Origin of the sequence: Paenarthrobacter sp. C1, from assembly GCF_049315185.1 — a bacterium.
Taxonomy (GTDB): domain Bacteria; phylum Actinomycetota; class Actinomycetes; order Actinomycetales; family Micrococcaceae; genus Arthrobacter; species Arthrobacter nicotinovorans.
Genome location: NZ_CP186052.1, coordinates 2,091,146 through 2,113,109 on the forward strand (window position 1 = coordinate 2,091,146; position 21,964 = coordinate 2,113,109).

18 protein-coding genes are annotated in these 21,964 nt (G+C 62.1%); 4 read left to right on the forward strand and 14 right to left on the reverse strand.

The window, feature by feature from the left end:
* Positions 1 to 3: 3 nt before the first annotated feature.
* The 7 genes from ACNAOU_RS09785 to ACNAOU_RS09815 all read right to left on the reverse strand — a co-directional run bounded on the left by ACNAOU_RS09785 (position 4) and on the right by ACNAOU_RS09815 (position 9,520).
* Positions 4 to 954 (reverse strand): ABC transporter ATP-binding protein, encoded by a 951-nt coding sequence (locus ACNAOU_RS09785; protein ID WP_422758543.1) that lies wholly within the window; start codon positions 952 to 954, stop codon positions 4 to 6.
* A gap of 26 nt (positions 955 to 980) precedes the next feature.
* Positions 981 to 2,933, reverse strand: a complete 1,953-nt coding sequence (locus ACNAOU_RS09790) for a dipeptide/oligopeptide/nickel ABC transporter permease/ATP-binding protein (RefSeq protein ID WP_422758544.1) — start codon at positions 2,931 to 2,933, stop codon at positions 981 to 983.
* Positions 2,933 to 3,934 (reverse strand): ABC transporter permease, encoded by a 1,002-nt coding sequence (locus tag ACNAOU_RS09795; RefSeq protein ID WP_422758545.1) that lies wholly within the window; start codon positions 3,932 to 3,934, stop codon positions 2,933 to 2,935. The genes ACNAOU_RS09790 and ACNAOU_RS09795 overlap by 1 nt, the downstream gene beginning before the upstream one ends.
* 20 nt (positions 3,935 to 3,954) lie before the next feature.
* Positions 3,955 to 5,544, reverse strand: a complete 1,590-nt coding sequence (locus ACNAOU_RS09800) for an ABC transporter substrate-binding protein (protein WP_422758546.1) — start codon at positions 5,542 to 5,544, stop codon at positions 3,955 to 3,957.
* A 47-nt stretch (positions 5,545 to 5,591) separates the two neighbouring features.
* Complete coding sequence (locus tag ACNAOU_RS09805; RefSeq protein WP_422758547.1) at positions 5,592 to 6,479, reverse strand: serine hydrolase; 888 nt, start codon at positions 6,477 to 6,479, stop codon at positions 5,592 to 5,594.
* Complete coding sequence (locus tag ACNAOU_RS09810) at positions 6,476 to 7,867, reverse strand: serine hydrolase domain-containing protein (protein WP_422758548.1); 1,392 nt, start codon at positions 7,865 to 7,867, stop codon at positions 6,476 to 6,478. Before ACNAOU_RS09810 ends, ACNAOU_RS09805 begins: the two co-directional genes overlap by 4 nt.
* Positions 7,868 to 8,038: 171 nt before the next feature.
* A complete protein-coding gene (locus tag ACNAOU_RS09815) occupies positions 8,039 to 9,520 on the reverse strand; it encodes an amidohydrolase family protein (RefSeq protein WP_422758549.1) in 1,482 nt (493 codons plus the stop codon).
* A gap of 365 nt (positions 9,521 to 9,885) precedes the next feature.
* Between ACNAOU_RS09815 and ACNAOU_RS09820 the strand changes: the two genes are divergently transcribed.
* Together ACNAOU_RS09820 and ACNAOU_RS09825 are read left to right on the forward strand one after the other, a co-directional pair.
* Complete coding sequence (locus ACNAOU_RS09820; protein WP_422758550.1) at positions 9,886 to 10,356, forward strand: hypothetical protein; 471 nt, start codon at positions 9,886 to 9,888, stop codon at positions 10,354 to 10,356.
* 9 nt (positions 10,357 to 10,365) lie between these two features.
* Positions 10,366 to 10,809, forward strand: coding sequence for a hypothetical protein (locus ACNAOU_RS09825; protein WP_422758551.1), 444 nt, complete (start codon positions 10,366 to 10,368; stop codon positions 10,807 to 10,809).
* A 229-nt stretch (positions 10,810 to 11,038) separates the two neighbouring features.
* On the opposite strand, the gene ACNAOU_RS09830 is transcribed toward ACNAOU_RS09825, so the two are convergent.
* From ACNAOU_RS09830 to ACNAOU_RS09840, 3 genes are all read right to left on the reverse strand, one after another.
* Positions 11,039 to 11,800, reverse strand: a complete 762-nt coding sequence (locus ACNAOU_RS09830; protein ID WP_422758552.1) for a DUF4097 family beta strand repeat-containing protein — start codon at positions 11,798 to 11,800, stop codon at positions 11,039 to 11,041.
* Positions 11,801 to 11,932: 132 nt separating this feature from the next.
* Positions 11,933 to 13,273, reverse strand: a complete 1,341-nt coding sequence (locus ACNAOU_RS09835) for an FtsX-like permease family protein (protein ID WP_422758553.1) — start codon at positions 13,271 to 13,273, stop codon at positions 11,933 to 11,935.
* Positions 13,270 to 14,049, reverse strand: a complete 780-nt coding sequence (locus ACNAOU_RS09840) for an ABC transporter ATP-binding protein (RefSeq protein ID WP_422758554.1) — start codon at positions 14,047 to 14,049, stop codon at positions 13,270 to 13,272. The genes ACNAOU_RS09835 and ACNAOU_RS09840 overlap by 4 nt, the downstream gene beginning before the upstream one ends.
* Positions 14,050 to 14,155: 106 nt before the next feature.
* Between ACNAOU_RS09840 and ACNAOU_RS09845 the strand changes: the two genes are divergently transcribed.
* Together ACNAOU_RS09845 and ACNAOU_RS09850 are read left to right on the forward strand one after the other, a co-directional pair.
* Positions 14,156 to 15,322, forward strand: coding sequence for a histidine kinase (locus tag ACNAOU_RS09845; RefSeq protein ID WP_422758555.1), 1,167 nt, complete (start codon positions 14,156 to 14,158; stop codon positions 15,320 to 15,322).
* A gap of 37 nt (positions 15,323 to 15,359) precedes the next feature.
* Positions 15,360 to 16,025: a response regulator transcription factor gene (locus ACNAOU_RS09850; RefSeq protein ID WP_422758556.1), complete on the forward strand. Its 666-nt coding sequence runs from the start codon at positions 15,360 to 15,362 to the stop codon at positions 16,023 to 16,025.
* Between the two features lie 711 nt (positions 16,026 to 16,736).
* On the opposite strand, the gene ACNAOU_RS09855 is transcribed toward ACNAOU_RS09850, so the two are convergent.
* The 4 genes from ACNAOU_RS09855 to ACNAOU_RS09870 form a co-directional block, all read right to left on the reverse strand.
* On the reverse strand, positions 16,737 to 18,158 hold the full coding sequence (locus ACNAOU_RS09855; RefSeq protein ID WP_422758557.1) for a sulfatase family protein: 1,422 nt from the start codon (positions 18,156 to 18,158) through the stop codon (positions 16,737 to 16,739).
* An 86-nt stretch (positions 18,159 to 18,244) separates the two neighbouring features.
* Complete coding sequence (locus ACNAOU_RS09860) at positions 18,245 to 19,492, reverse strand: MFS transporter (protein WP_422758558.1); 1,248 nt, start codon at positions 19,490 to 19,492, stop codon at positions 18,245 to 18,247.
* 203 nt (positions 19,493 to 19,695) lie between these two features.
* Positions 19,696 to 19,986, reverse strand: a complete 291-nt coding sequence (locus ACNAOU_RS09865; RefSeq protein WP_422758559.1) for a hypothetical protein — start codon at positions 19,984 to 19,986, stop codon at positions 19,696 to 19,698.
* 963 nt (positions 19,987 to 20,949) lie between these two features.
* The gene (locus ACNAOU_RS09870; RefSeq protein ID WP_422758560.1) at positions 20,950 to 21,903 is read right to left on the reverse strand and encodes a CocE/NonD family hydrolase; all 954 of its coding nucleotides are present in this window, start codon (positions 21,901 to 21,903) and stop codon (positions 20,950 to 20,952) included.
* Positions 21,904 to 21,964 lie beyond the last annotated feature (61 nt).

Below are 21,964 nucleotides of genomic sequence, written 5' to 3' on the forward strand. Positions count from 1 at the left end.
TGTTCAGTGGGTACGTAGTGCCGGCTCGGCGGAGCTGGTGAGCTCAGCGAAGTGGCAGGCTGCGGCGTGTTGCGGCGTGGTTGGAAGCTGGGGCGGGCTCTGCACGCAAATTTGACGCTCGGGGTGGACCAGCGGCCCCATCGGGCAACGCGGGTTGAAGCGGCACCCGCTCGGGGGGTGATGCGGGTCTGCGGGTTCGACGTCCACCAGTGCGGCCGGGTCCACGGCAAGAAGGTTGCCATGGCGGGTCGGCACTGATGCGAGCAGCTCGCGGGTGTACGGGTGCTTGGGATTGTTCAGCACCTCATCTACCGGTCCAAGCTCGACGATGTTCCCGAGGTACATCACGGCGATGTAGTCGCTCAGATAGCGCACGACCGAGAGGTTGTGCGAGATAAACAACATCGTGAGCTCCAGCTCAGCGCGGACATCACGCACGAGGTTCAACACCGAGCCCTGTACCGAGACGTCAAGAGCAGAGGTGATCTCATCGGCGATGATGACCTCGGGTCGGGCGGCCAGCGCCCGGGCCAGGCCAATGCGCTGGCGTTGGCCGCCCGAGAGGTCGCCAGGGAGCGAACCCGCACGGGCGGGGTCAAGGTTGACAAGCTCCAGCAAGCGCCCGATTTCGGCGCGCTTGGCTGCCGCTGAGGAGAACGTGCCGCGCGGAATCATCTCGGAGATGGACTCGCCAATCGTCATCCGCGGATCGAGCGAGGAGAACGGGTCCTGGAAGACCATCTGAATTGGATGCCGGCCACGTAGTTTCCTGACATCCAAACCGTCGAGCGTGATCGAGCCGCCCGTAACGGGGGCGAGCCCGACGGCGGCGCGGGCAAGCGTGGATTTGCCGGAACCTGACTCGCCAACCAGGCCGACGACGGACCCGGAGGGGATAGTCAGCGAGGCGTCATCGACGGCGGTCAGGCCGGTGCTGCGGGATCCATATCTCACGCTGACATGATCAAAGCGGAGCTCGCTCACCGTGTACCTCCCAAAGTTGCGATCGGCGAATCTTGTGTGTGCGCGGCGGCGGTGCTTGGTTCCGGCAGTGTCAGGCGGGTAGCCCCCTCCACGGGGTTCCAGCAGGCGACCCGGTGCTTGTCGCTGTGGATCGCGAGTTCGGGGTCGGATTCGAGGCACTGTGCCGTCGCCAGCGGGCAACGAGCAGCGAAGGCGCATCCGGGCGATACCTCCCCGGGTGCCGGCGGCCGGCCCGGGATCACACCGAGAGGCTGTCCGCGGTCGGTGTCCAGATCGGGCACGACCTCAAGCAGGGCGCGGGTATAGGGGTGTCGTGCGCCCGTGTAGAGTTCCGCCGTCGGAAGGTCTTCGACGATGCGCCCGGCGTACATGACAAGCACGCGCTCGCAGCTTTGCGAGACGACGGCGATGTCATGGCTGATCAGCAGGATCGCCGCGTTGGTCTCGGTGCGCACCCGATTGAGGAGCCGAAGCACCTGACGCTGCACCGTGACATCGAGGGCGGTGGTTGGTTCGTCGGCGATGATCAGCTTGGGGCTGTTCATGAGGCCCATGGCGATCATCGCCCGCTGTCGCATCCCGCCGGAGAACTCGTGCGGATACTGCTCGGCGCGGCGGGCGGCTGCGGGCACCCGCACTGCCTGGAGCCGCTCAACGGCGCGTTCCATGGCGTTCCGTCGGCTCATGACCTGATGTTCCTGTGCGGCTTCGGCGAGTTGACTGCCGATGCGTCGGGCGGGGTTGAAGGAGGTCAGTGGGTCCTGAAATACCATGGCCATTGACGTGCCGAGCAGCCTGCGAACGGTCTTCTCCGGTGCGGTCAGTATCTGGACGCCGTTGAACTCAAGGCGATCGGCGGTCACGACCCCAGGTGGTTCGATGAGTCGGGAGGCGGCCAGCGCGGTCAGGCTCTTGCCTGAGCCGGATTCGCCGACCACTCCCAGCGCCTCACCCACCCTGATCTCAAAGCTGACTCCCCGAACGGGGTGTACCGGGCCGCTGTGTGTTGGGTACGAGATTCGGAGGTTTTCGATGCTCAGGATCGTGTCGGTGGATTCGGTGGATTCGGTGGGAACCGCGTGGGTGGTGGGCAGCGGCAGGAACGCCGAACGGCGAATGGCGACGCGGCCACCGGCAACGGAGGCGGCGCTCTCGCCGAGCAGGTTGAACGCGAGACCGGCAATGACGACGGCGGCTGCCGGGCCGAAGGCTGCGGCGGGGTTGATGTAGATGCGGTTGAGTCCCTCGCTGAGCATCCTGCCCCAGTCGAAGGCGGGAAGTTGTACGCCGATACCGAGAAAAGAGAGGCCGGCGAAGGCCAGCAGCGCACCGCCGGCGGCAACGGTTGCGTTGACAATGAGAGGCTCGGCGATGTTAGGCAGTACGTGCCGGACGAGGATGCGCAGGCGCGAGACACCGGCGGTGCGCGCGGCGGAGATGAAGTCACGGCCAGCTATCGCGGCGGACATGGTCTGGGTGAGGCGGGCGAAGCCCGGGGCCATGGCAAAGCCGATGGCCAGCACAGCCCCGGTGGTGCCGACGCCGAAGATCACGGCGAAGAACAGCGCGAGGAGTAGGCCTGGAAAGGCTACGGCAATGTTGACGATGCCGACCACGATGCGTCCGGCCCAGCGCGGGAGCACGGAGGGGGCCGTACCGAGCAGGGTTCCGACCGTGACGCCGATCACGACGGCGATGACGGCGAGTGTGACCGAGAGCTGGGTGGCAACCAACACGCGGGCCAGGACGTCGCGGCCCAGCGCATCCGTTCCAAGGAGGTGCTCAGCGCTTGGACCCTGCTGAGTGCCGGAGGTGTCGATGGCCTGGGCCTGTGCGCCCCAGACGAGGGGGGCAAAGATCGCCAGCAGGGCTAAGAGAAGGACGAGGACCGTGGCGGTGGCCCCGACCGGGCTACGGACAATGGAAAGCCACTTCAGACGAGTGGGCATCAGGACTCCCGGATTGTTGAGCGTGGATCGAGAAGTGCAAGCACAATATCGATGAGGAGGTTGACGAGAAGTACGCCGATTCCATAGATGAGCACGATGGACTGCACCACCGGGTAGTCCTTGGACAGGATGGACTGCACGATCATCGTCCCCAGGCCCGGCCAGGCGAAAATGTTCTCGACAAGCACGGTGCCGGCGACCATGCCGCTGAGGAGTAGACCGGTCAGGGTGAGCGTCGCCGTCATGGCGTTGGGGAGGGCATGGCGTGTATAGATCTTGCGCGGTGCCAAGCGCTTGGCGCGGGCGGTGCGCACGAAGTCCTGGCCGAGGACGCTGAGGACCTCAACGCGGATGATGCGCGAGAAGACTGCGATTGGCCCGACTGCCAGTGCGACGACAGGTAAGACCAGCGCCAATGGGCTGTCATTGCCGGCGATCGGGAACCACCCGAGGTTGACCGCGAAGATGTAGACGAGCCCCACACCGAGGAGGAACTCGGGGATTGCTGCGAACACCACACAAATGATGGCGAAGCTGAGTTCGAGCCCGCGTCTGCGGCCGCTGCGGGTCGCCACGGCCGTGGTGACGCCGACCGGAAGCGCGACGAGCAGAACGAGGAGGCATGCGAGCAGGGCGAGCTGCAGGGTGGCAGGGAACCGTGTCGCGATAATGTGGGCGACCGGCTCGTTGGTGATGGTGGAAACTCCGAGATCGCCGGTGAAGAGCTTGGCGAAGTAGTTCACGTATTGCACGATCAGCGGCTGGTCGAGACCGAGCGCAGCGCGCCGGGCCTCGACCAGTTCGGCTGGTGCGTTCATGCCGAGTGCCGCGCGAACCGGATCGCCGGGCACGAGGTGGATCATGAGGAAGGCCGCCGTGATCAGCACCCACAGCGAGAAGATGAACTGTCCGCCGCGTCGCAGCGCGAAGGTCAGCCAGGGGCTGATTCCCAGTGGCGTGGCGGCGGGTGCGGCCACTGTTTCGGTCATGGTGCTGGTCATGGGGCTAGCCGTTTCTTGGGTTACTTGAACAGACGGATTGACGCGGGCTCGAGGGTGTCGTTCACAGTGAACTCAGCCTTGCTGCCGAACACTGACAAAACCGAGTTCGCGAACGGGATGACGTCTGCGGCGCCGATCAGGGCTGCCTCGGCGTTCGACCAGTCCTCACACCCCTCTTTGCCCGGTTTCGTCGCGGCCGAGCTCGCGGCCGCGATGTAGTCCGCGTTATTGGTGTAGCCGAAGTTTGAGCCGTTCGGCGGGGTTTTGCCGGAGAAGAATGGCACGACCTGGCTGGGCAGGCCAACGCCGAAGGGGATGAGTGAAAGGTCCCAGTCGCCGGTACTGAAGAGCGCCTCGCTCACGCCGTTGGCATCGACACCCTTGGGCGTCGCCTCAACACCGATCTCTTTCAACATTGACTGCAGCAGTTCTGAGGTCGGGCCGAAAGTGGCGGAAACATACGAAGGGTAGATGACAGTGAGTGAGAGCCTGGCCCCGTCTTTCTGGCGGATGCCGTCGGATCCGGGCTTCCAGCCGGCAGCATCGAGCGCCTCAGCTGCAGCCTTCACATCAAATGCCGGGGTGTTGGCCGCCGCCACGTCGGCATTGCAGGGGTTCGGTGCCATGTTGACGAGGTTGCTCGGCGCGACGCCCGTTCCGCTCGTGAGAACCGAGCGCAGTTTTTCCAGGTCCAGGCCCTGGGTGAGGGCAACGCGAAGTGCCTCATCGGAAAGCAGCTTCTTTGGGTTCTTGTTGAAGTGAACCTGTCCCAAACCAGCTTGGACATCACTGGAGAACAGCTTCTTGGCGCGCAGCCGTTCGGAATCGGGCCCTCCAACCTGTGCGGCGTTCAGCTCGCCGGAAAGCAGCAAGTTTGTCACAGTTGTCTCGTTGGGGATGACCTTGAAGATGACGGTGGCGGGAATGCCGGCCTGCTTCGAGTCCCAGTTGTCTGGCCCCCAAACGAACTCCTTGCGCCGGGTCAGCGTGTATTGCGAGTTCGGGGCGATCTCCGTCATCGTGTACATGCCGGTTGCGCCTTCGCCCTTGGCGAGGGCGTCCGGGTTGGCCAGAGACGGTCCGCAGACCATGTGCACGTTGCCCAGGTTTTCGAGGAGGAACGCGTCGGGCGCACCGCTCGTCACACTCAGCATGCCAGTGGCGTTGTCGCCTGTCGCGACGGTGCCGGCCTGGACGTTCACCCCGATGAGGGGTGAGCCGTTTTTCGGGTCTGCAATAAAGTTGATGTTCTCGGCGAGCATTGAGGCCGTGATCGCGGTCCCGTCAGCGCAGGTGGCGTCGTTGCGCAGGGTGAAGGTGGCCTTTGTGGTGTCGGCCTTCCACGCGCTCGCGAGCCCGGAACGGATGGTGCCGTCCTTGCCCACCTCAATGAGGCGCGAATAGAGGAATCGGTCAATGGTGCGCGCACCGCTCATCGCGGTGATCATGGGGTTGAGGTTTCCAGGGTCGGCGCCGATTGCCATCGTGAAGGTACTGTCGACGGCAAGCTCGTTGCCGGCTTCGTTGCCGGAAACGCCGGGCGTGGTGCAAGCACTGAGAGTGAGTGCTGCGGCCCCAGCGAGGGCGACGAATGGGGTGATGGAACGCATGGGATTTCTCCAGTTGGTCGTGTTTGAGGTGGGATGTGTGCCTAGAGTTACAAGGAGAGCGCCCGGAGGTGCTCAACCGCGAGGTGACCGGCGACGCCGATGGAGGCGTCGACGGGGGGCAACCGGTCTGCCAGCGAGTCGGCTCTGGTGAAGACCGCTACCGCATACTGCCGCCCGTCCGGGTAGGTGACGACGCCCGCCTCGTTGCGCACTGCGGGCATGGTTCCTGTCTTCGCGGCAATCCGTACATCACTTGGGAATCCTGACGACAGCCGGTGCGGCCAGACTTGCTGCGCCATGATGTCTCTGGCGATCCTGCAGGCAGTTGGAGACGCCGCGGTGTCGGTCCAGATTGCATTCAAGAGTGTTGTGATATCCCGCGGAGTCGATGCGGTAGTGCGCAGCGGATCAAGGACCGAAAGGCCCCGGATCTGCTCGGCCGTCGCTGCTTCCAGCAAATCCTTGAAGTCGCTCTTCGTGCCGCCGCCCAGGTCCTCGACGACCGAAGCGAACAAGTCTTCGCAGCAGCCAATCAGTCGCGTCTGGCTGAGCCCCAGGTCGCTTACGACCTGCTCAACTGCCTCCCGACCGAGTCGGTGGTAAAGGATGTCGGTTGCGGCGTTATCGCTCAACGTCATCATGTTGTGGGCAAGGTCGCGCCAGCTGGCCTCGACATCGTCGGCGAAGCCGGCGACGCCGACCCCGCCGATGCGGTAGCGGGCACTTACAACTGTCCGCCCGCGTGGATCCAGCAGGCCGGCATCGACCGCGCGGACGTAGGCAACCAAGACAATGACCTTGAAGACGGACGCGAGAACTACGGGCTCGTCGGATCGGACGGAAACTTCTCGGCCGTAGTCGGCCCCGATTTCACGTGCGTGTAGGAAACCGGTGGCTCCAACCCGCGCGAAGACGTCCGAGATTGCGCCGCTCATGCTGACACCCGCCGGTCGGCTCGACCGGTGTGCAGGTACAGTGCGTTGCCGTTGCCGTCATTGCCGACGAAAGCGTGCGGTGTGTGCATTCCTTGACGTGCTTGGCGTGCGATGAGAGTGTCGCCCTTCCAATGCACGAGCTCCACCGGCGGCTGATCGGGGGCAAGCCCGGCGAATATTCCCTTCATCTTCTGCTCGATCCAGATGCGCCCATCTGCGTCCTGGGTGACGTGGGAGTCGGCGACCCGGGAACCGTAGGTGCCGACGTAGCGCGAGGCATCAATGGGGTGGACGTCGGTGGCGGGGCTGGGAAGCTCCGGCACCACAATGCCGGTGAGGCGATTGATGACGGGGGAGATGAGCTCCTTATACAGGCCAACAGCGTGGCCGCCGTTTGTCAGTACTGCAATCGCAGCCTTATGCCCGGGGATCACGCGGAGAAACGCGCTCTGGCCGAGCGTTCCTCCGTTGTGGCCGATGACCGGCCCACCCTCCCAATTGAACAGCTCCCAACCAAGTCCCCAGCCGTCGCTCGTGGCACGAAGCTCCGGAAGCTTGACCTGCTGTTCCTGCATTGCGGCAACGCTTTGGGCGCTCAGAACCTGTTTGCCATCCGGGCCAACTCCGCCGTCGATGTGCATCCTCGCGAAGGTGATGAGGTCGCTCGCGCTCATAGCGAAAACGGAACCGGCCGGAGAGTTCGAACGCACAAGCGACCAGACCTGAGCCGGCTCCGGGGCGGCGCCCTCGGCAGGGCTGATGTGACCAAGCGCTGCACGGAACCTGATTGCCTCGCCGGCACCCGTGGCCGCATGCGTGAGCTGCAGCGGGCCGATGAGGTGTTCGCGCAGGCAAGCCTCATAGTGTTTCCCGCGAACAACCTCGACAATGCGGCCGAGAACCGAGAAGGCAGCGTTGTTGTAGGAGAACATTTCGCCGGGCTCAAAGAGCTGAGGCACATCGGCGAGGATCGGCATGAACTTCTCGACGGCGTCTTCGCCCTCGGTCGTTGAGGTGAAGATGTCGCCCTCGAAACCGGACAGGTGGCTGAGGAGTTGACGAACGGTGATCTTCGCCGCGGCGGCCTCGTCGGCGAGGACGAAGTCCTTGACGTAGCGGCGAACGGGCGCGTCGAGGTCGACGAGTCCCTCATCGACCAGCTGCATGACGAGCGAGGTTGTCCAGATCTTGGTGATGGAACCGATCTGGAAGACGGAGTCGGTGGTGGCCTCAACACCGCTCGCTTTATTCAAGATGCCTGCCGCGGCCCGGACCACGTCTCCATCACTGAGAATCGCCACGGATGCGGCGGGTACCTGGTATTTGGCGATGAGGTGGGGCAGCCTTTCCTCGACCCAAGCACCAATCTGAGACAGTGATTCAACCATGAAAATTCCTCCGCGTTGAGAATGCGATTTCGCTGAGCCTATTCGCTGCAGCCTCACTAAAACGGGTAGCAAACGACGAGACTTGTGTGCATTTTGGTTCGATCGGACAAGGTGCCGAGCTCGCCGCTGGGTGCGTCGGGCCGCGCCGATCCCGGGCTAAGAAGGTGTCGATCATCGGGGGTCCCCCTTGAGTGCGCGGCCGGGGAACGCGTCCGTCAGCATGAGACCGTCCCGCACCACGGCGGTACCGCCAACAAAGAGATGGCGCACACCGACTGAGGGACGGGTGGAATCGAGGTAACTTGCGGCGTCGGAGAATCGCTCCGGTTCGATCACGACGATGTCGGCATCGGCACCGATACCGATGTGGCCCTTGGTCCGTGCGCCGGATGCTGCATCATCGAGAACTCGCGCCGGCAAGTAGGAGCAGCGCCGGAACGCCTCCAGCCAGCTCCAGGCGCCGGTCTCGCGCACCATCATGCGAATTGAACGGGCAAACGTTCCTGCCGTGCGAGGGTGGGTGGCGCCGCCGGCCGGTAGCGGCCATTGAAGCGATTCGCGAACCTCTCCGCCCCAATTGACGGGCATGGCATCACTCGCGACGATGGCATCGGGAAAGGCGAGGGCGCTCTGAAGCAGTGCCCGGTCGCCCGGATCCTCTTCATTGAGGAACGCGACTACGCACTCGGCGGCCGGGTCGGTGCGGCGAATCTCGCTCAGCCGCCCGGCATCCGCGACCCGTTCACCGGTGGCGACGATCGTGATGTCGCTGGGTTTGATGCCCCAGGCGCCGAGGCGTTCCGGGGCAAGGAAGAATGCGCCGATCGCTGTGCTGCCCGCGCCATAGGGGTAGGTCTCCACAGTGACCCGGCTTCCCTCGGCCTGGGAGCGTTCGAGCATGCCAAGCACACGGTCAACGTGTCGGCGGGAGGTGCTGTTGACGTGGCAGTGGTGCATGGCCGCGCCGGTCTCGGCAGCGGTAATCATGATTTCCGATGAGCCGTCGATCGGTGTCGTCGGATCGGCCTCGATCAGTTCCCGCACATGGGTGAATGTGGGAGCGTTCGCTGCGGCGGCGAGACGCGCGACCGCAAGGAACTCTGCTGGATCGGTGCGCGGCGCGTAGCCGAGCAGGATGCCGATTCCGAGAGCGCCGTCTGCGATCTCTGTCTCGAGTTGCCCGAGCCAGGCGTTCAACTCACGCGGGGTCGAACCGCGCTGCCACTCTGGTTTTGCGAGTAGGCCCAGGGCGTTGTGCGCATCGGCGATCGGCGCCATTCCCAGGTGAGCAAAGGCCCGCGCCTGCGTCCAGGAGGCCGAAAAGCCGTAGTTGAGGGGGCGGCCCTCGCGGGCTGCATTGGCCATTGCCGCAGCGACGGGGGCCAGCCCGGCTTCGAGGTCAAGTGCCGTTGTGACTCCGTCCATCGCCTGCAGGCGCTGCCCTGCGATAGAGTGAACGTGGCTGTGGAGGTCGACGAAGCCAGGGCCGACAATGCATCCGCTGACGTCGATGACCGTGGCCCTTTCGGTCTCGGCGAGGGAGAGCTGGGCCCCGGCCGCGACTACGCGGCCATTCTCGATAAGGAGATCGCCGATTTGGTCATGGCCGGTGCCGGGGTCGATGACCCGCCCGCCCCTAAGAAGTATCCGCATTGAGCCAGCTTGGCAGAGATCGGATCCGAGCCAATTGGTGATTCCGACGATTGTCACCCGGCGACATCGTCGGGTTGAACCACATAGGCGCCATCCCGCCGACCGGCCACATGGCCACTACCATGTCAGCCTGTGGACACGATCGGAACGACAAAATCAGGATCGTCTTGTAGCCAACGATTAGGGGAAAACTCGGACGGAGCTAAGCGTCGAGCCGAATATCGGGATCACGCGTTTCTGGCCCAGGAGAAACCGATGCTCCAGTGGAGTTGAGCGCATTCTGCGTGTTCGATGCGCCGACAAATGTGGATGGTCCGCATTCACCGTAAGTCACCCGATGATGCAGCGATGAGTGGCCTGGACGCATGTCGGAGACCCTGACAGTCACTGCAAGCCTGGCAGCTGGTGGCTCACTTGTAGCCTTCGCAGGATCTTCCTACCTTGGCCTAGGCGTTCAGGCTCCCGCGTTTGACTGGGGTCGCCTGCTTAACGAAGGACTGGACAAGAACTATGTCAACCCGGCCACAGCATTGGCTCCTGCTGCCGCCGTAGTGTTTGTCGGCGTCGTATTTACCCTGCTTGGCGAGACGCTCTCGAGGGGCTTTGGTATTGAGACGATTCCGGGGCGCCGACTCAAATCAAAGCCCCCTGATGCATCGAGCCAAACACCAGCGGCAACCGTTGATCCCGCAGAGACTGTGGTTGATGTTCGTAACTTGACGGTCGCAGCACCTCAGGAACAGGGCTGGAACACGGTGGTCAACGATGCCAGCTTCCAGGTGAAGCGCGGCGAAATCGTTGGCCTCGTGGGGAGTCTGGTTCAGAAAAGTCGCTGACGTATGGCTGTGGCCGCATTTCTCGAGGACCCGCTTGACGTCAGCGCGGGCAGCGTCGGCTTCGATGGCTCGGAACTTACACAGTCCCCGATCCTGAACGGCGACCCAGCCGCGATCCTGCTGGTTTCCTACGACATTGCGTTGTCACAGGCCTCTGTTCACGGGTTGCTCGTGATGTACAAAGGCTCATTTGTTGAGGACATCAAGGTTCCAGATCTCGTGGCAGGCAAAGCCCAACACGCGTACACCAAAGCACTCATCAATGCAGTTCCCAGCATGAATGCGCCCAAGGTCCAGCCGTTCACCACCATCCCTGAGGTCATCGTTTTCCAAACTACAGCGGTCAGCCAAGAGACACCCGATTTGGACAGAGAAGTTGCGGTCGCAAGAACCGCCGCCGGGTTCCATGAACCAGCTCACGGGCAGGTTCTCCTTGATGGGGAGTCGATGTGACAGGGGCAGGGCTGTGAGCCGTATCGGCGATGATCTGTGGTCATGAAACGCGCCGAAGTGGCCGAAGTGATTGAACAGGTCCCCGCACGCAAGTCATTGACGACCCCCAGGACCCCTATATGCAGGAGCTAACGCGGTGCCGCAAATCGGCGTTCCGCTCCTTCGGTGAGGTTTTCCTCGGCTGGCACGCAAGTGGTTTATCTCCACTCGGTCGCGGACAAGGTGAATCCTACTGGCCGTTCACTATGGAGATGTCACCGTTGCGAGTGTCCACCTGAATGGCGCGCATGCTCGCCCTGGATTCGGCGACACTTACGGTCACTTTGCCATTCTTCGTTTTCGTGTCCACCCGGTAGTCCGACTCCGGAAGGGCTAGTTCGACGTTTCCATCATCACTTTTCACACCGACGTTGTCCGGGACTGTCCCGAAGCCTAACTGAACGTCGCCATTGTCCGAGTTGACGGTGACGGACGGCGCCGAGATCATGTCTCCGGCGATGTTTCCGTTGTCACTTGTCAGATCAAGCTTGTGGCCACTGAAGGTGTTCAACCGGATGTCTCCCTTGCCCGTGGTTGCAGTTAGATCTGTGCTGATTTCGGAAGCCTGGATTGAACCGTCGGTGTTTTCAGCACTGATCACGGCGTTTTGGGGGACCTTGACCAGGTAGCGGGCCTTGCAGGTGATCGACACTCCTGCACAGTCGGTCTTGAGCGTCAGCGTGTTTCCTGCGAGGCCCCATTCCGACTCGGGGGCGTTGCCATTGACAGAGCCGCTGATTTGTCGTTCCACCTGGATATCTTGAATATCCGCCGGAACAACTTTTAGCTCCGAGGCATTGGCCTCTATCGAGAGATTCCTGCCCGTGAAATCGAAAGTTTTTGACTCCTTGGGAGCGGTGGCGAACTCATCGCCGCTGCTGCAAGCGGTGACGGCGAGTGAGATGGTGCAGGCTGCGAGGATTGCGGCCAGGGCTCGGTATCCAGTAGTCATGTGTGGGGTTCCTTGGGATCTTTGAGTTCGACGCGGATCATGGGGCGGGTTTGGACTGAATTGTGGATTGCGACCTGCGTGAACTGAATCTCCGCAAGGTGATCGCCATGGAAAATCGCGCGTTGGAGGCGTTCATGTGCGAAGGACGCGCACGGCGATCGTTCTCGAGGCTTGGGCGGATTGGACTGCGAGCGCCAGGCAGGTCGTGGCCAGCGTTGCAAGGGCCAGTCCGCCAAGAAGGATCCACGGGATCCCGGCAAACAGGTCAAAGGGATCGAGCCGGGCACCTGTGGCGATGGTGATGCCAGTGATGGCGAGAGTGAGCGCGCCGAAAACGATGGCAGTGCCGGCGTAAATGACGCCTTCAAGGATTGCTGATTGCGCAGTGACTCCGGGCGGGGCGCCTGCGACGTTGATCAGTGCCGAGTCGCGTCGTCGTTCCTTTCCCACCAAAGCGATAACGGCAAGGCCACCCACCCACGCGACAACGAAGACCCATCCCAGTACCACCAGGACGTCTCCCAAGCCTGCGGTGCTGTTTGGCATCACGTTTCCCATCACGATGAAAAGCCCGACGAGTGAGAGGGAGAGCGCGAAAGGCAGCACGGTGGTGACACTTCGTGCGGCACGGGTGCGGCACGACTGCACGGCAAGATGCCACGCTACGTTTCGCGATGGTACTAAAGCGGTCCACAGCTTCATCAGGGGTGTGAATACCCAGGGTCCCATGAGAAGCAGCAGGCAGATGAGGAACAAATTTCCGGCGAATACGAAGGCAGTTCGTTGAGCCAAGCCGCCCTCGAGTTCCAGTCCGAGCCCGGGAATCCACATGCCGACTACACCGGCAACGAGGCACAGTGCGAAGATGCTGCGGGCGATCCCGGGGCTGGCGGCTGAATCGGTAGCGTCGCGGAATGCTCGTATTTCGGGTGTTCGCGCAGCCCTTGTGGTTACGCCCCATCCGCCAAGCAAACAGGGGATGATCCCGGAGAGCAGACTAATACCGACGTGCCATAACTCGAATGCCACAGAGGCGTTGTGGAGGTTGAGCCCGGTATTGGCCCATTGCTGAATGGTGATGCCAGCCACCAGATGGGCTGGCAAAATGGCCAGCGTGCCGGCGATCAGCCCCAGCACCAGGAGCTCGATGCGAAGAGTGGCCCTGACCTGATGGCGCGGGATCCCTAGGATTAGCCACAGCGCGTGCTCCCTGCGTTGCGTCGTCAAGGTCAGCCCGACGGTTGATGCAATGACACCCATGGCGGCGAGCGCCGTGAAGAAAACGATGTTTCCCCCGAGTGCAATGGAAGCCGAGACCATTCTCGAATCGTCGGCAGTCTGGGCGGCCGAGATTGTCGTGAACATGGCGATGAGTGAGCCAGCCGCACATGCGGCACCGATGAGTGCGCAGAACAGCGCCCACAACCACATGGCCGCCTGCATCCGAATGTCGGCCAGGACGAGGCGGATCATGAGCTGGATCCGACTGTTTCGTCCTCAGATTGAGCGGCGAGCACCGCTTCGCCCACGGCATGAGCATCGCCTCCCGGGAGGATCCGATGCACGCGGCCTGAGCCCAAAACCACCACGTGGTCTGCGCGGGCCGCGGCGTGGGGATCATGGGTGACCATCACCACTGAAGTCCCTTGGGCAGGCAGTGCCTGCAGCCAATCCAGCACCAAATGGCCGGACTTGAGATCCAGCGCACCGGTTGGCTCGTCCGCGAACACGATCCGCGACTGGTTGGCGACAACCCGTGCAATAGCTACGCGTTGACGTTCACCTCCGGACAAACGGTCGGGCCGGCGACGCGCAAGCTTGCTGATACCTAGGCGGGTCATGGCCTCAGAGACCGCGGCACGCGGGATTCGGTGTCCCGCCAACCGTGCGGGAAGTGCGATGTTGTCTTCGACTGTCAGTGAGCTGACCAGATTGTATTCCTGAAAGACGAAGCCAATGTTTTGGCTGCGAAACGCGGCGCGTTGACGGGGTTTGAGTGCGAGCGTGTTCGTGCCGAGGACTTCGATGGAGCCGGAGGTCGCTTGTTCGAGTCCCGCAGCACACAGCAGCAGCGTGGATTTGCCCGAGCCAGAGGGGCCCACGATCGCCGTGAGGCGCCCCTCCGGGATGTCCAAGGTGATGTTCTGAAGGACTTGTGTGATCTCCCGACGACGTCCGGGCACGGGAAACCCCATGTTGACCCCGCGCAAACGGATGCACGGGTTGAGGGACTTAATGTTGTGTGGCATGTACTCATCCAACGCTTTATTTTGAGTCAGGGCACGGGTATTAGCCCCCTAGGGTGGTAGAGCTGGCTCTACATTCAGCACGAGGGACCCCCTGTAAAATGGGGGAATGCCGCACTTTCATTCTGGTCGTCGTGTGCTCACGGAGATCATCGCGGGTGCGGTTTTTCCGGTGATACTCGCCAGCGTGGTCGTCCTGCCAATTTCGGCGATCGCTGTAGCCGAGGCCGACCGACGTCGTGCCCTGTTTTGCGGTGCACCCTCCATGCCGCTGCGCCCAGCTGGGCAGAGCTGGAGATCGTGGATCCGCTTTCGCCTGGGAGATTGGGCATTGTGGCGCACGGACCTGCCCGTCTTCCTTACCGCACTCGTGTTGTGTGCATTGTCTTTGATCGTTTCGTTCTTCGGACTCATCAGCACCTCGGTGCTCGTTTTCAATCCCGCGCTCTGGGCCTTTGGGATCGAAGCAGTAGTTGGACCGTTCAAACCAATGAGTTTGCTACAGGCCTGGGTCGCTGTACCGGTAGGTCTACTTCTCGGAGTCGTAACTGCGGCCATCCTGACGGCAATCTCGTTGCTACGCGATGCTTCCCTCAAGGCGTTCCTCACGGCCTCGGAGCAAGACCTGATCGCCAAACTCGACAAACTACGCAGCAGTCGGGCCTCATTGACTGAGGCATTCGAAGCTGAGCGCCAACGGATCGAACGCGATCTTCATGATGGGGCGCAACAGGAGCTTATGGCAGTCGTGTTGCGTTTGGGAATCCTAGAGGCCGCAGCCCTGACCCAGGAAGAAACCTCCATCTCCAGGCAAGCCACGAGTGCCAGAGAGCAAGCCGAGCACGCGCTGGAGCGCCTGCGACAAACTGTGCGTGACATCCATCCCCGGGAACTTAGCGATTTCGGGTTGAAAGTTGCCGTTGAAGAACTCGCTGCACGCTCACCGTTAGGCATCGAATTCACGGCAACGGGTGAGGATTCCCTGTTGTCTTCACCTACAGCTGCGGCAATCTACTTTTCCATTTCGGAGGCACTCACGAATGTAACGAAGCACGCGAAGGTGGACCAGGCCTGGATCGAAATACGCTGCGGGGGCGCTGGGGTCTGGGCGCGGGTGCGTGACGAAGGCAGGGGTGGAGTCGACATTGCGGCGGGGTCAGGTCTCGCAGGGCTAAGGGAGCGGATGAGGAGCATCGGTGGGGATCTCGAAATCAACAGTCCAGCAGGCGGTGGCACAGAAGTGACAGCCTCGGCACCGTGTGAACCAACATGGTAAATATGGAGACCTTCTTTCTGCTGCAGCGGATATACCCATGAAAATTGTGCTGGCTGATGACAGCCTGCTGATGCGGGCCGGCATTCGCGAAATATTGATGTCCAACGGTCACGATGTGATTCGTGAGTGCGAAAGCGCATCCGAACTTATCCTTGCTGTCGATTCACTCGCGCGCACCGCGGAACTGCCGGAACTCGTACTGACCGACGTACGGATGCCACCAGGTAACACCGACGATGGACTTCGCGCGGCCATCGAGCTGCGCGCCCGGCATCGGGGGTTGCCCATCCTCGTTCTGTCCGCCTACGTCACAGGCCCATATGTGAAGGAACTATTGAAAGGACCGGGCGCAGACGGGGCAGTGGGCTACCTGTTGAAAGAGAAGGTAGGTCGCATTGCGGACTTCCTTCGTGTACTGGACACTGTCGCAGGAGGAGGGGTGGTTATTGATCCCGAAGTTGTCAGGCATATCACCCATACAGGATTAGAACACGGCCCCTTGGCACGACTCACTCCTCGTGAACAGGAGGTCTTGGCCTTGATGGCGGAGGGACGTTCAAACGCGGAAATTGCCCAGGAACTCTTTCTGTCAGGTGCCGCCGTAAGTAAGCATGTGGCGAACGTATTTCTCAAAATGGGGATGCCGCCCGGCCAAGACAACCGTCGCGTGAGAGCGATCCTGACATGGTTCGAATACCACTAAGTCGCCTGCTCCCATCGATCCCGGCTGTTGTTTCAGGGCCTCGTGGGCCACGAAGAGTTAAATCAAGGCCATCAGGTAAGTCTTGCTAGCCACGTGCACTGCAAGCCACTCGGGTCTGATGATGACGGCGCGATGGCTACGTGTGGGTGGTTACCTAGTCTTGCGCTGAAAGCAGCCGAAAAATCGCCCGCACGTGAGGCCCAGGGCGACGATTTACGGCAGGCGGAATTGATGAAGCGCGCTTTGGACTGGGTGCGTTGGCGACTTCCGGGGTGCTGGTGACCGTATCTTAGACCGAGGGCGAACGCGCAAGTCCGGGCCGCCAGCCCCCATCATTCGCCCGATTTTCCCGGTTACTTGTGGGGACTCCTCGAGGGGGTGCCAGCAACCAGCCACCATAGGCGCAGGGGCCAGTGCGTCCACGGGTTCGCCCTGGTGTCAGGTGCGTGGTCCCCGGTCGCGAGCACGGTAGCCAAAAAGTGCTGCCACCCCTGGGGGTATAGAGGTCGTCGTAGAGCGATTGACGGAGGCTTCATGCCCACGCCGCGGGCCACAGCGGACAGCGACATGCCGGCCGCCCAATCTCGCGTCACAGGCCGACGGCAGCCGCGAGCATCTCCGCAACGGTGGGCTCTCGGCGGATCCGGCGCCTGTCCCAGGGACCGTCCATCTCTCGGGAATGCGCCCAATGGCATCAGGAAAAACGGGGCGTTAGGAATTGATTTCCGACTCCCGACGGGCGGCAGTCTCCCCGATCCCCACGTCTGCTGCCCAGGCTTCATGCAAGGCGGTCAGTTCCTCGGCAACTGTTGCTTCGGCGTCGTACAGGTTGGTGGTTTCGGCAGGATCCGCGGCAAGGTTGCACAGGAAGAAGCCGCTGCCGGCTTCGGTATGCTCCACGTCCCGAATATGCTCGGCCACCGGTGAGCCCGGTTCCACCCAGTGCAGTTTCCAGTCGCCCCGGCGCACCGACCACTGCCAGCCGCAGTCCCAGTGCAGGGCTTCGTGGCCGCTGGTGGCGAGCAGGTCCCGGCCGTCGCTGTGTGCGTAGGCCGCAGGGTCTGCGCCGGCGGCAGCCATGGCGGTGGGCAGTATGTCCATTGAGCTCGTGAGTCCCTCATCGACGGAATTGGCTGGCATTCGGCCCGGCCAACGCAGCAGGAACGGCACCCGCACGCCACCCTCCCAGAGCGTGTACTTGGTCCCGCGAAGGGGCAGATTGCGGCCATAGTTGCAAGTGGAACCACCATTGTCCGTCAGGTAGACCACTATGGTGTCCTCCGCAAGGCCAAGTTCGTCGAGTTGGTCGAGTATGAGCCCGATCTGCGCGTCCATGAGTTCCAGCTGCGCCAGATAGTAGCCGCGGCCATTCTCCAGATGCGGGCTGATGGCACCGTCGTACCAATCAATGTACTTGCTAGCGCCAGGGTTCCAGTCCTCGTAGGCGGGCAGGCCTCGCTTGGCCAGTTCCTCGGAGGGCAGCTGCCAGCAGAAGTTGTGCACGGCGTTGAAGGCCACGGTGGCCAAGAAGGGCTTGTCTGCGTGGTCTGCCACGAATTTGCGCGTCTGCTCGCCGATGGCGTCGGTCAGGAAGCCTTCCAATTCCTGTGGCTCCTCGCCGTTCCACAGCGGCTGGACGGCCATGCGGAACGCCGCCTCCTCACCGTACTCTTCCACTGCCTCCTCCGAGTGATGGAGGTAGTTGAGTCTGCCCATCGATTCCCCCGCCAGCCCGTAGAAAGATACGTCGTAGCCGTGCTGCGGTGGCGTTCCCCGGTCTCCGTGGTGCTCGCTGCCGTAGTGGATCTTGCCAAAATACCCGGTGGTGTAGCCCTCATTCCGGAGCAGCTCGGCAATGGTTGGCACGTTTTCGGGGCTGATTTCCGAGTCCGTGAACCAGCGCGCACCCCACCGCTGCTGGTAGCTCCCGGCCGCAAGCCCCGCCCGCGACGGCGAACAAATCGGCGCTGTCACATACGCGTTCGAGTAGGAGGTGCCCTCCTGTGCCAGACGGTCGAGCGCGGGCGTGTTCACGTCGTCCTGGATGCCCAGGCCGGAACGATCCGCATAGCCGTGGTCATCGGAAACGATGACCACGATGTTGGGCTGGCGCTTTGTCGCGGCAGAGGGCATAACTTCTCCTACAAAGTGGGGGTTTACGGGATAGGGCCGTTCGCTGGCCGCAGGCGATGAACTAGGGATCGTCATGAGTAGTCGTTTCAGACAGAGAGTTGGGTGGTTTTGGGGCCCTGCGCGGTGTCCGCAGCCGTTGTAGAGGCGGGCTGCCGGTACAACTTGGCTGAGCGAAGCAGGCGCCCGAGCAGGATCAGTAGGAGTGCGCCGGCGAACAGGAGGCCGCCCATAACCCACAGACTCGAGTTGAAGTCGCCACTTGCCTCCCTGAGTACGCCGGTCAAGGCAGGTGCGGCGAGACCGGACAGATTGGCGAGCGTTGACACTAGGGCTGCGCCCGCAGCAAACGTGGCTCCTCCGGCGAAGTACTTCGGCAGATGGTAGAGCAGCGGCGTTACGGGCAGTGCAGCTGCGACCACGACCGAGAGCAGGGTGATCTTAATCGCCGGCGACGATGGGAACACCGAACATATGAGGGCCGTCCCGCTGATGGCCAGCAGTACCGCGGCAAAACCTATGGGGCGCCCCGAGCGGTCGGCATGCCGGCTGATGATCAGCATCGAGATGACCGCGGCGGCAAAGGGGATGGCCGTCAGGAGGGCGATCTGCATCGGCGAAAGCTGGATTCCGAACGATGCCTGCATGTCTCCTACGAGCTGTGGCAGGAAGAAGCTGAACGCGTAAATGCCGAATGAGGAGCAAAAACCGATCACGGCGAGGATATAGATCCGGGGTTCGCGGAGCGCGGCGATGAGGCCTCCAATAGCCGACGCAGGAGACTCTCGGTCCTCGGCGGCGAGGACTTGCGTAAGGGCCTCCCGCTCCTCATTACTGAGCCAGCGGGCGTCCTGGGGCTTGGATGGCAGCTTTGCCAGCACGTAGAAACCTATCAGGACAGCCGGCAAGCCCTCGACGAAAAACATGACTTGCCAGCCCTGCAGTCCGAAAGCGCCGTGCCCGACCTCGATGATCCATGTTGAGAAGGGTGATCCGAACACCATGGCAATAGGCAGCGCGACCAGGAAGCCCGCCGAAACCCGAGCACGGTAGCCCGCGGGAAACCAGTGGCTCAGGTAGAGGACGATGCCCGGCAATAATCCGGCCTCGGCGGCGCCGAGCAGGAGGCGCAGCACGTAAAACCAGGTCTCGTTCTGGACAAACATCATGAGCACGGAGATCACGCCCCACGTGAGCATGATGCGGGCGATCCAGAACCGGGCGCCAAGACGGTACATGAGCATATTGCTCGGCACCTCAAAGAGACAGTAGGTAATAAAGAAAATTCCAGCGCCGAGACCGTACGCTGCGGTGCTGAGGCCAATGTCAGCCTTCATGCTGGATGCTGCGAATGCGATGTTAACTCGGTCAAGGTAACTGATGAAGTAAATCAGCCCGAGGAGTGGAACGAGTCGGACGGTAGCCTTACTCACGGCCGTTGTGAGGACTGATGTCCGTGTTGTGTCATTGTGTTGGGACATGGTGGGGCCTTTCAAATCAGGTGAGCGCGGCTGCCGTCGAGGGGACACCTACGGGCGAATCACGCGTGGTAGCGGCCGGAGACGCCGCGGCCGGGCAAGATATTTTCCTTCAATTCGCCGCCGGAAAGCACGCAGCGGTCCCCGACAAGCAGTTCGCATACGCCCACGGACGGCTGCGCACCATTGCCGTAATCGGCGACATCCCGGATGTTTTCAGCATCGAAGACAACGATGTCGGCGCCGCAGCCGACCTGGAGGTTCCATTTGCTCGTCGGCACGCGGGCTTCGCAACTGAATTTCTCCACCACGGCGAGAGTCATCAGCGGCTCAAACAAGGTTTCCTCTTTCACTCGGAGTATGCACGGGAGCCAAAATGCGCCAGGGTGCTATTTTGCGATTCATGATTCCTCCACGATCCATCGGCGTCCGCCGGGCGCCGGTGCCGCAGGGCCTTGGGGATAGCCTGCCGCGGAAAGGAGGTTGATTCATTGGTCGATCCGAAGAAATGGGCCGTGGGAGTTGGCGAATCCTACAATCGAGCCTGCGTGGCCGCAGCCCGAGACGACAAACCCGCGCAGTTGGTAGTCAGGTGACTACTCGTGTTCCATCGCGTCTCCGTCCTTAAGCTCCCACTTGAGAACAAAGCGTTCCCGGCTACGCTGCCAACTACACGGAAGACACGCAGGTAGTGCGGCCAACGGTCCGGAGGATGGCCTTGGTCTTGACCAAAACCTCCACGGGGGCGGACCTGTCTGCCGCCAGGACTGCCTGCCGGGCTTCTGAAACAGGGGCGTACCGTTTCGCGTCGTACAGGCCCGAGAGGCGAGATCTGCTGCATTGACCTGGACATCCGGCCGGTCAATTCGGGGGCTTCAAGAGCTTCGTTATTCACTGAGAGTGGCTGCTCCAGTCTCAGCGCTCGTACGCCAGCGATTTTGTCTTTCAAATCTGCGCGAATTGTTGCCCATTCTTGGTCCCTGTTTGGGCGTTTCGCAACGTCGTAGGCCATGCTGAGGCTCATATTGAGTTCTTGGTAACCGCCACTCTTGTGCGGTGAACCGGGGGGCCGAATGCAACCGTGAAGCATGTTCTGCTGCGGCGTTTTGTCAATGTTCGGTATTGGGCGCCCAATGCCTCGACGACATCTCGAGCTTCAGAAAAGGCAATCCGATTTTCCAGTGGTATGTACACGTAGCGTCCGTCATTGGGCGAGTGGTCTTCAATCCACCGAGCCCCACAGCTGTGCAACCACGTTTAAAGAAATTTCACATCGACTTCGACCCAATCGATGCCTGCAACCGATGAGTCGAAGTCTACGTGTCGCGGTTCCGGTTTCCAGCGTGACTAACGGGTCGCAGGAAGACCTCGGTGAACACCCAAGGTCCGGACTGTGTGCGGGGCTCCATGGAGGGCGATAGCGGTTTCGAACATCTCCGTGGCGAGGTGGTCTGCTTCGCGTTCCTCGACACTTCAAGCCACCATGTGGCGGGAGTAGATAGCAAGGACCGAATAAGAAGCGGCCTGCCCCGGAAATGCGGATCTGATCCGAGTAGCTGAAGTCGCCACGCGCCCAGAACTCGTCCAGCGTGGGGTGCTGCAGCATCTCGGCGATCCATGTGCTTTGCGAGCCCTGGGCTGCGGGAATGTCGGCAAATGGCATCGACGATGGCCGGTCCTCGGCCCATAGCGTGCTGCCGAAGTCGATACTCTGGAAACAGCGATACCCCATGTCGACCGCATACGGCACCCTCGGCGCCAGGAATGCCCCGCCGCGGAGGGGCTCCGTTGTTCCACATCGAACTCGGCGTCGCGGCCATCGGAACGATGGCTTTGAGGTGCTCGCTGCCGCTGCGGGCCGCGAACCACTGCACCGACGCCTCGCAGGAGACGCCGTACATGCCGATGTTGCCGTCGCACCAGGCCTGGCCGGCCAGCCACTCCAGAGTGTCGAACCCGTCGTCGAATTCGGCGAAGTACATCCCCCACCTACCGTCAGAGTTGAACCGGCCTCGGACGTCCTGAGCCGCGATCGCGTAGCCCGCCCCGAGCAGCGCCTGCAGTACCGGACGTGGCGTGTCGATGTGCCTGTTCTTGTCGCAAGTGCGGATCAGCACCGTCGGGAATGGCCCTTCGCCGGCCGGCAGTAGCACGTCCAACGCCAACTCGACACCGTCACGAATTGGCACCATCAAGTTGTGGCGACGCCGCGCCCGGCCCGCCGGTGGCGGGTCGGTTACCTTCTCCGGGGATGCCTGCCGTTTGATCATGGGCGGCTACCTCCAATGGGCGTGTAGTCGTTCATGAACTGACTCCTTGCGGGGTTGGCGG

What these genes read in the sequence shown, in the direction of transcription:
- ACNAOU_RS09840 (WP_422758554.1), bottom strand. Translation starts at nt 14,049, where the DNA reads ATGCCACACAACATTAAGTCCCTCAACCCGTGCATCCGTTTGCGCGGG.
- ACNAOU_RS09815 (WP_422758549.1), bottom strand. Translation starts at nt 9,520, where the DNA reads ATGCGGATACTTCTTAGGGGCGGGCGGGTCATCGACCCCGGCACCGGC.
- ACNAOU_RS09830 (WP_422758552.1), bottom strand. Translation starts at nt 11,800, where the DNA reads ATGACTACTGGATACCGAGCCCTGGCCGCAATCCTCGCAGCCTGCACC.
- ACNAOU_RS09805 (WP_422758547.1), bottom strand. Translation starts at nt 6,479, where the DNA reads ATGAGCGGCGCAATCTCGGACGTCTTCGCGCGGGTTGGAGCCACCGGT.
- ACNAOU_RS09820 (WP_422758550.1), top strand. Translation starts at nt 9,886, where the DNA reads ATGTCGGAGACCCTGACAGTCACTGCAAGCCTGGCAGCTGGTGGCTCA.
- ACNAOU_RS09800 (WP_422758546.1), bottom strand. Translation starts at nt 5,544, where the DNA reads ATGCGTTCCATCACCCCATTCGTCGCCCTCGCTGGGGCCGCAGCACTC.
- ACNAOU_RS09855 (WP_422758557.1), bottom strand. Translation starts at nt 18,158, where the DNA reads ATGCCCTCTGCCGCGACAAAGCGCCAGCCCAACATCGTGGTCATCGTT.
- ACNAOU_RS09860 (WP_422758558.1), bottom strand. Translation starts at nt 19,492, where the DNA reads ATGAAGGCTGACATTGGCCTCAGCACCGCAGCGTACGGTCTCGGCGCT.
- ACNAOU_RS09845 (WP_422758555.1), top strand. Translation starts at nt 14,156, where the DNA reads ATGCCGCACTTTCATTCTGGTCGTCGTGTGCTCACGGAGATCATCGCG.
- ACNAOU_RS09810 (WP_422758548.1), bottom strand. Translation starts at nt 7,867, where the DNA reads ATGGTTGAATCACTGTCTCAGATTGGTGCTTGGGTCGAGGAAAGGCTG.
- ACNAOU_RS09835 (WP_422758553.1), bottom strand. Translation starts at nt 13,273, where the DNA reads ATGATCCGCCTCGTCCTGGCCGACATTCGGATGCAGGCGGCCATGTGG.
- ACNAOU_RS09795 (WP_422758545.1), bottom strand. Translation starts at nt 3,934, where the DNA reads ATGACCAGCACCATGACCGAAACAGTGGCCGCACCCGCCGCCACGCCA.
- ACNAOU_RS09790 (WP_422758544.1), bottom strand. Translation starts at nt 2,933, where the DNA reads ATGCCCACTCGTCTGAAGTGGCTTTCCATTGTCCGTAGCCCGGTCGGG.
- ACNAOU_RS09850 (WP_422758556.1), top strand. Translation starts at nt 15,360, where the DNA reads ATGAAAATTGTGCTGGCTGATGACAGCCTGCTGATGCGGGCCGGCATT.
- ACNAOU_RS09870 (WP_422758560.1), bottom strand. Translation starts at nt 21,903, where the DNA reads ATGATCAAACGGCAGGCATCCCCGGAGAAGGTAACCGACCCGCCACCG.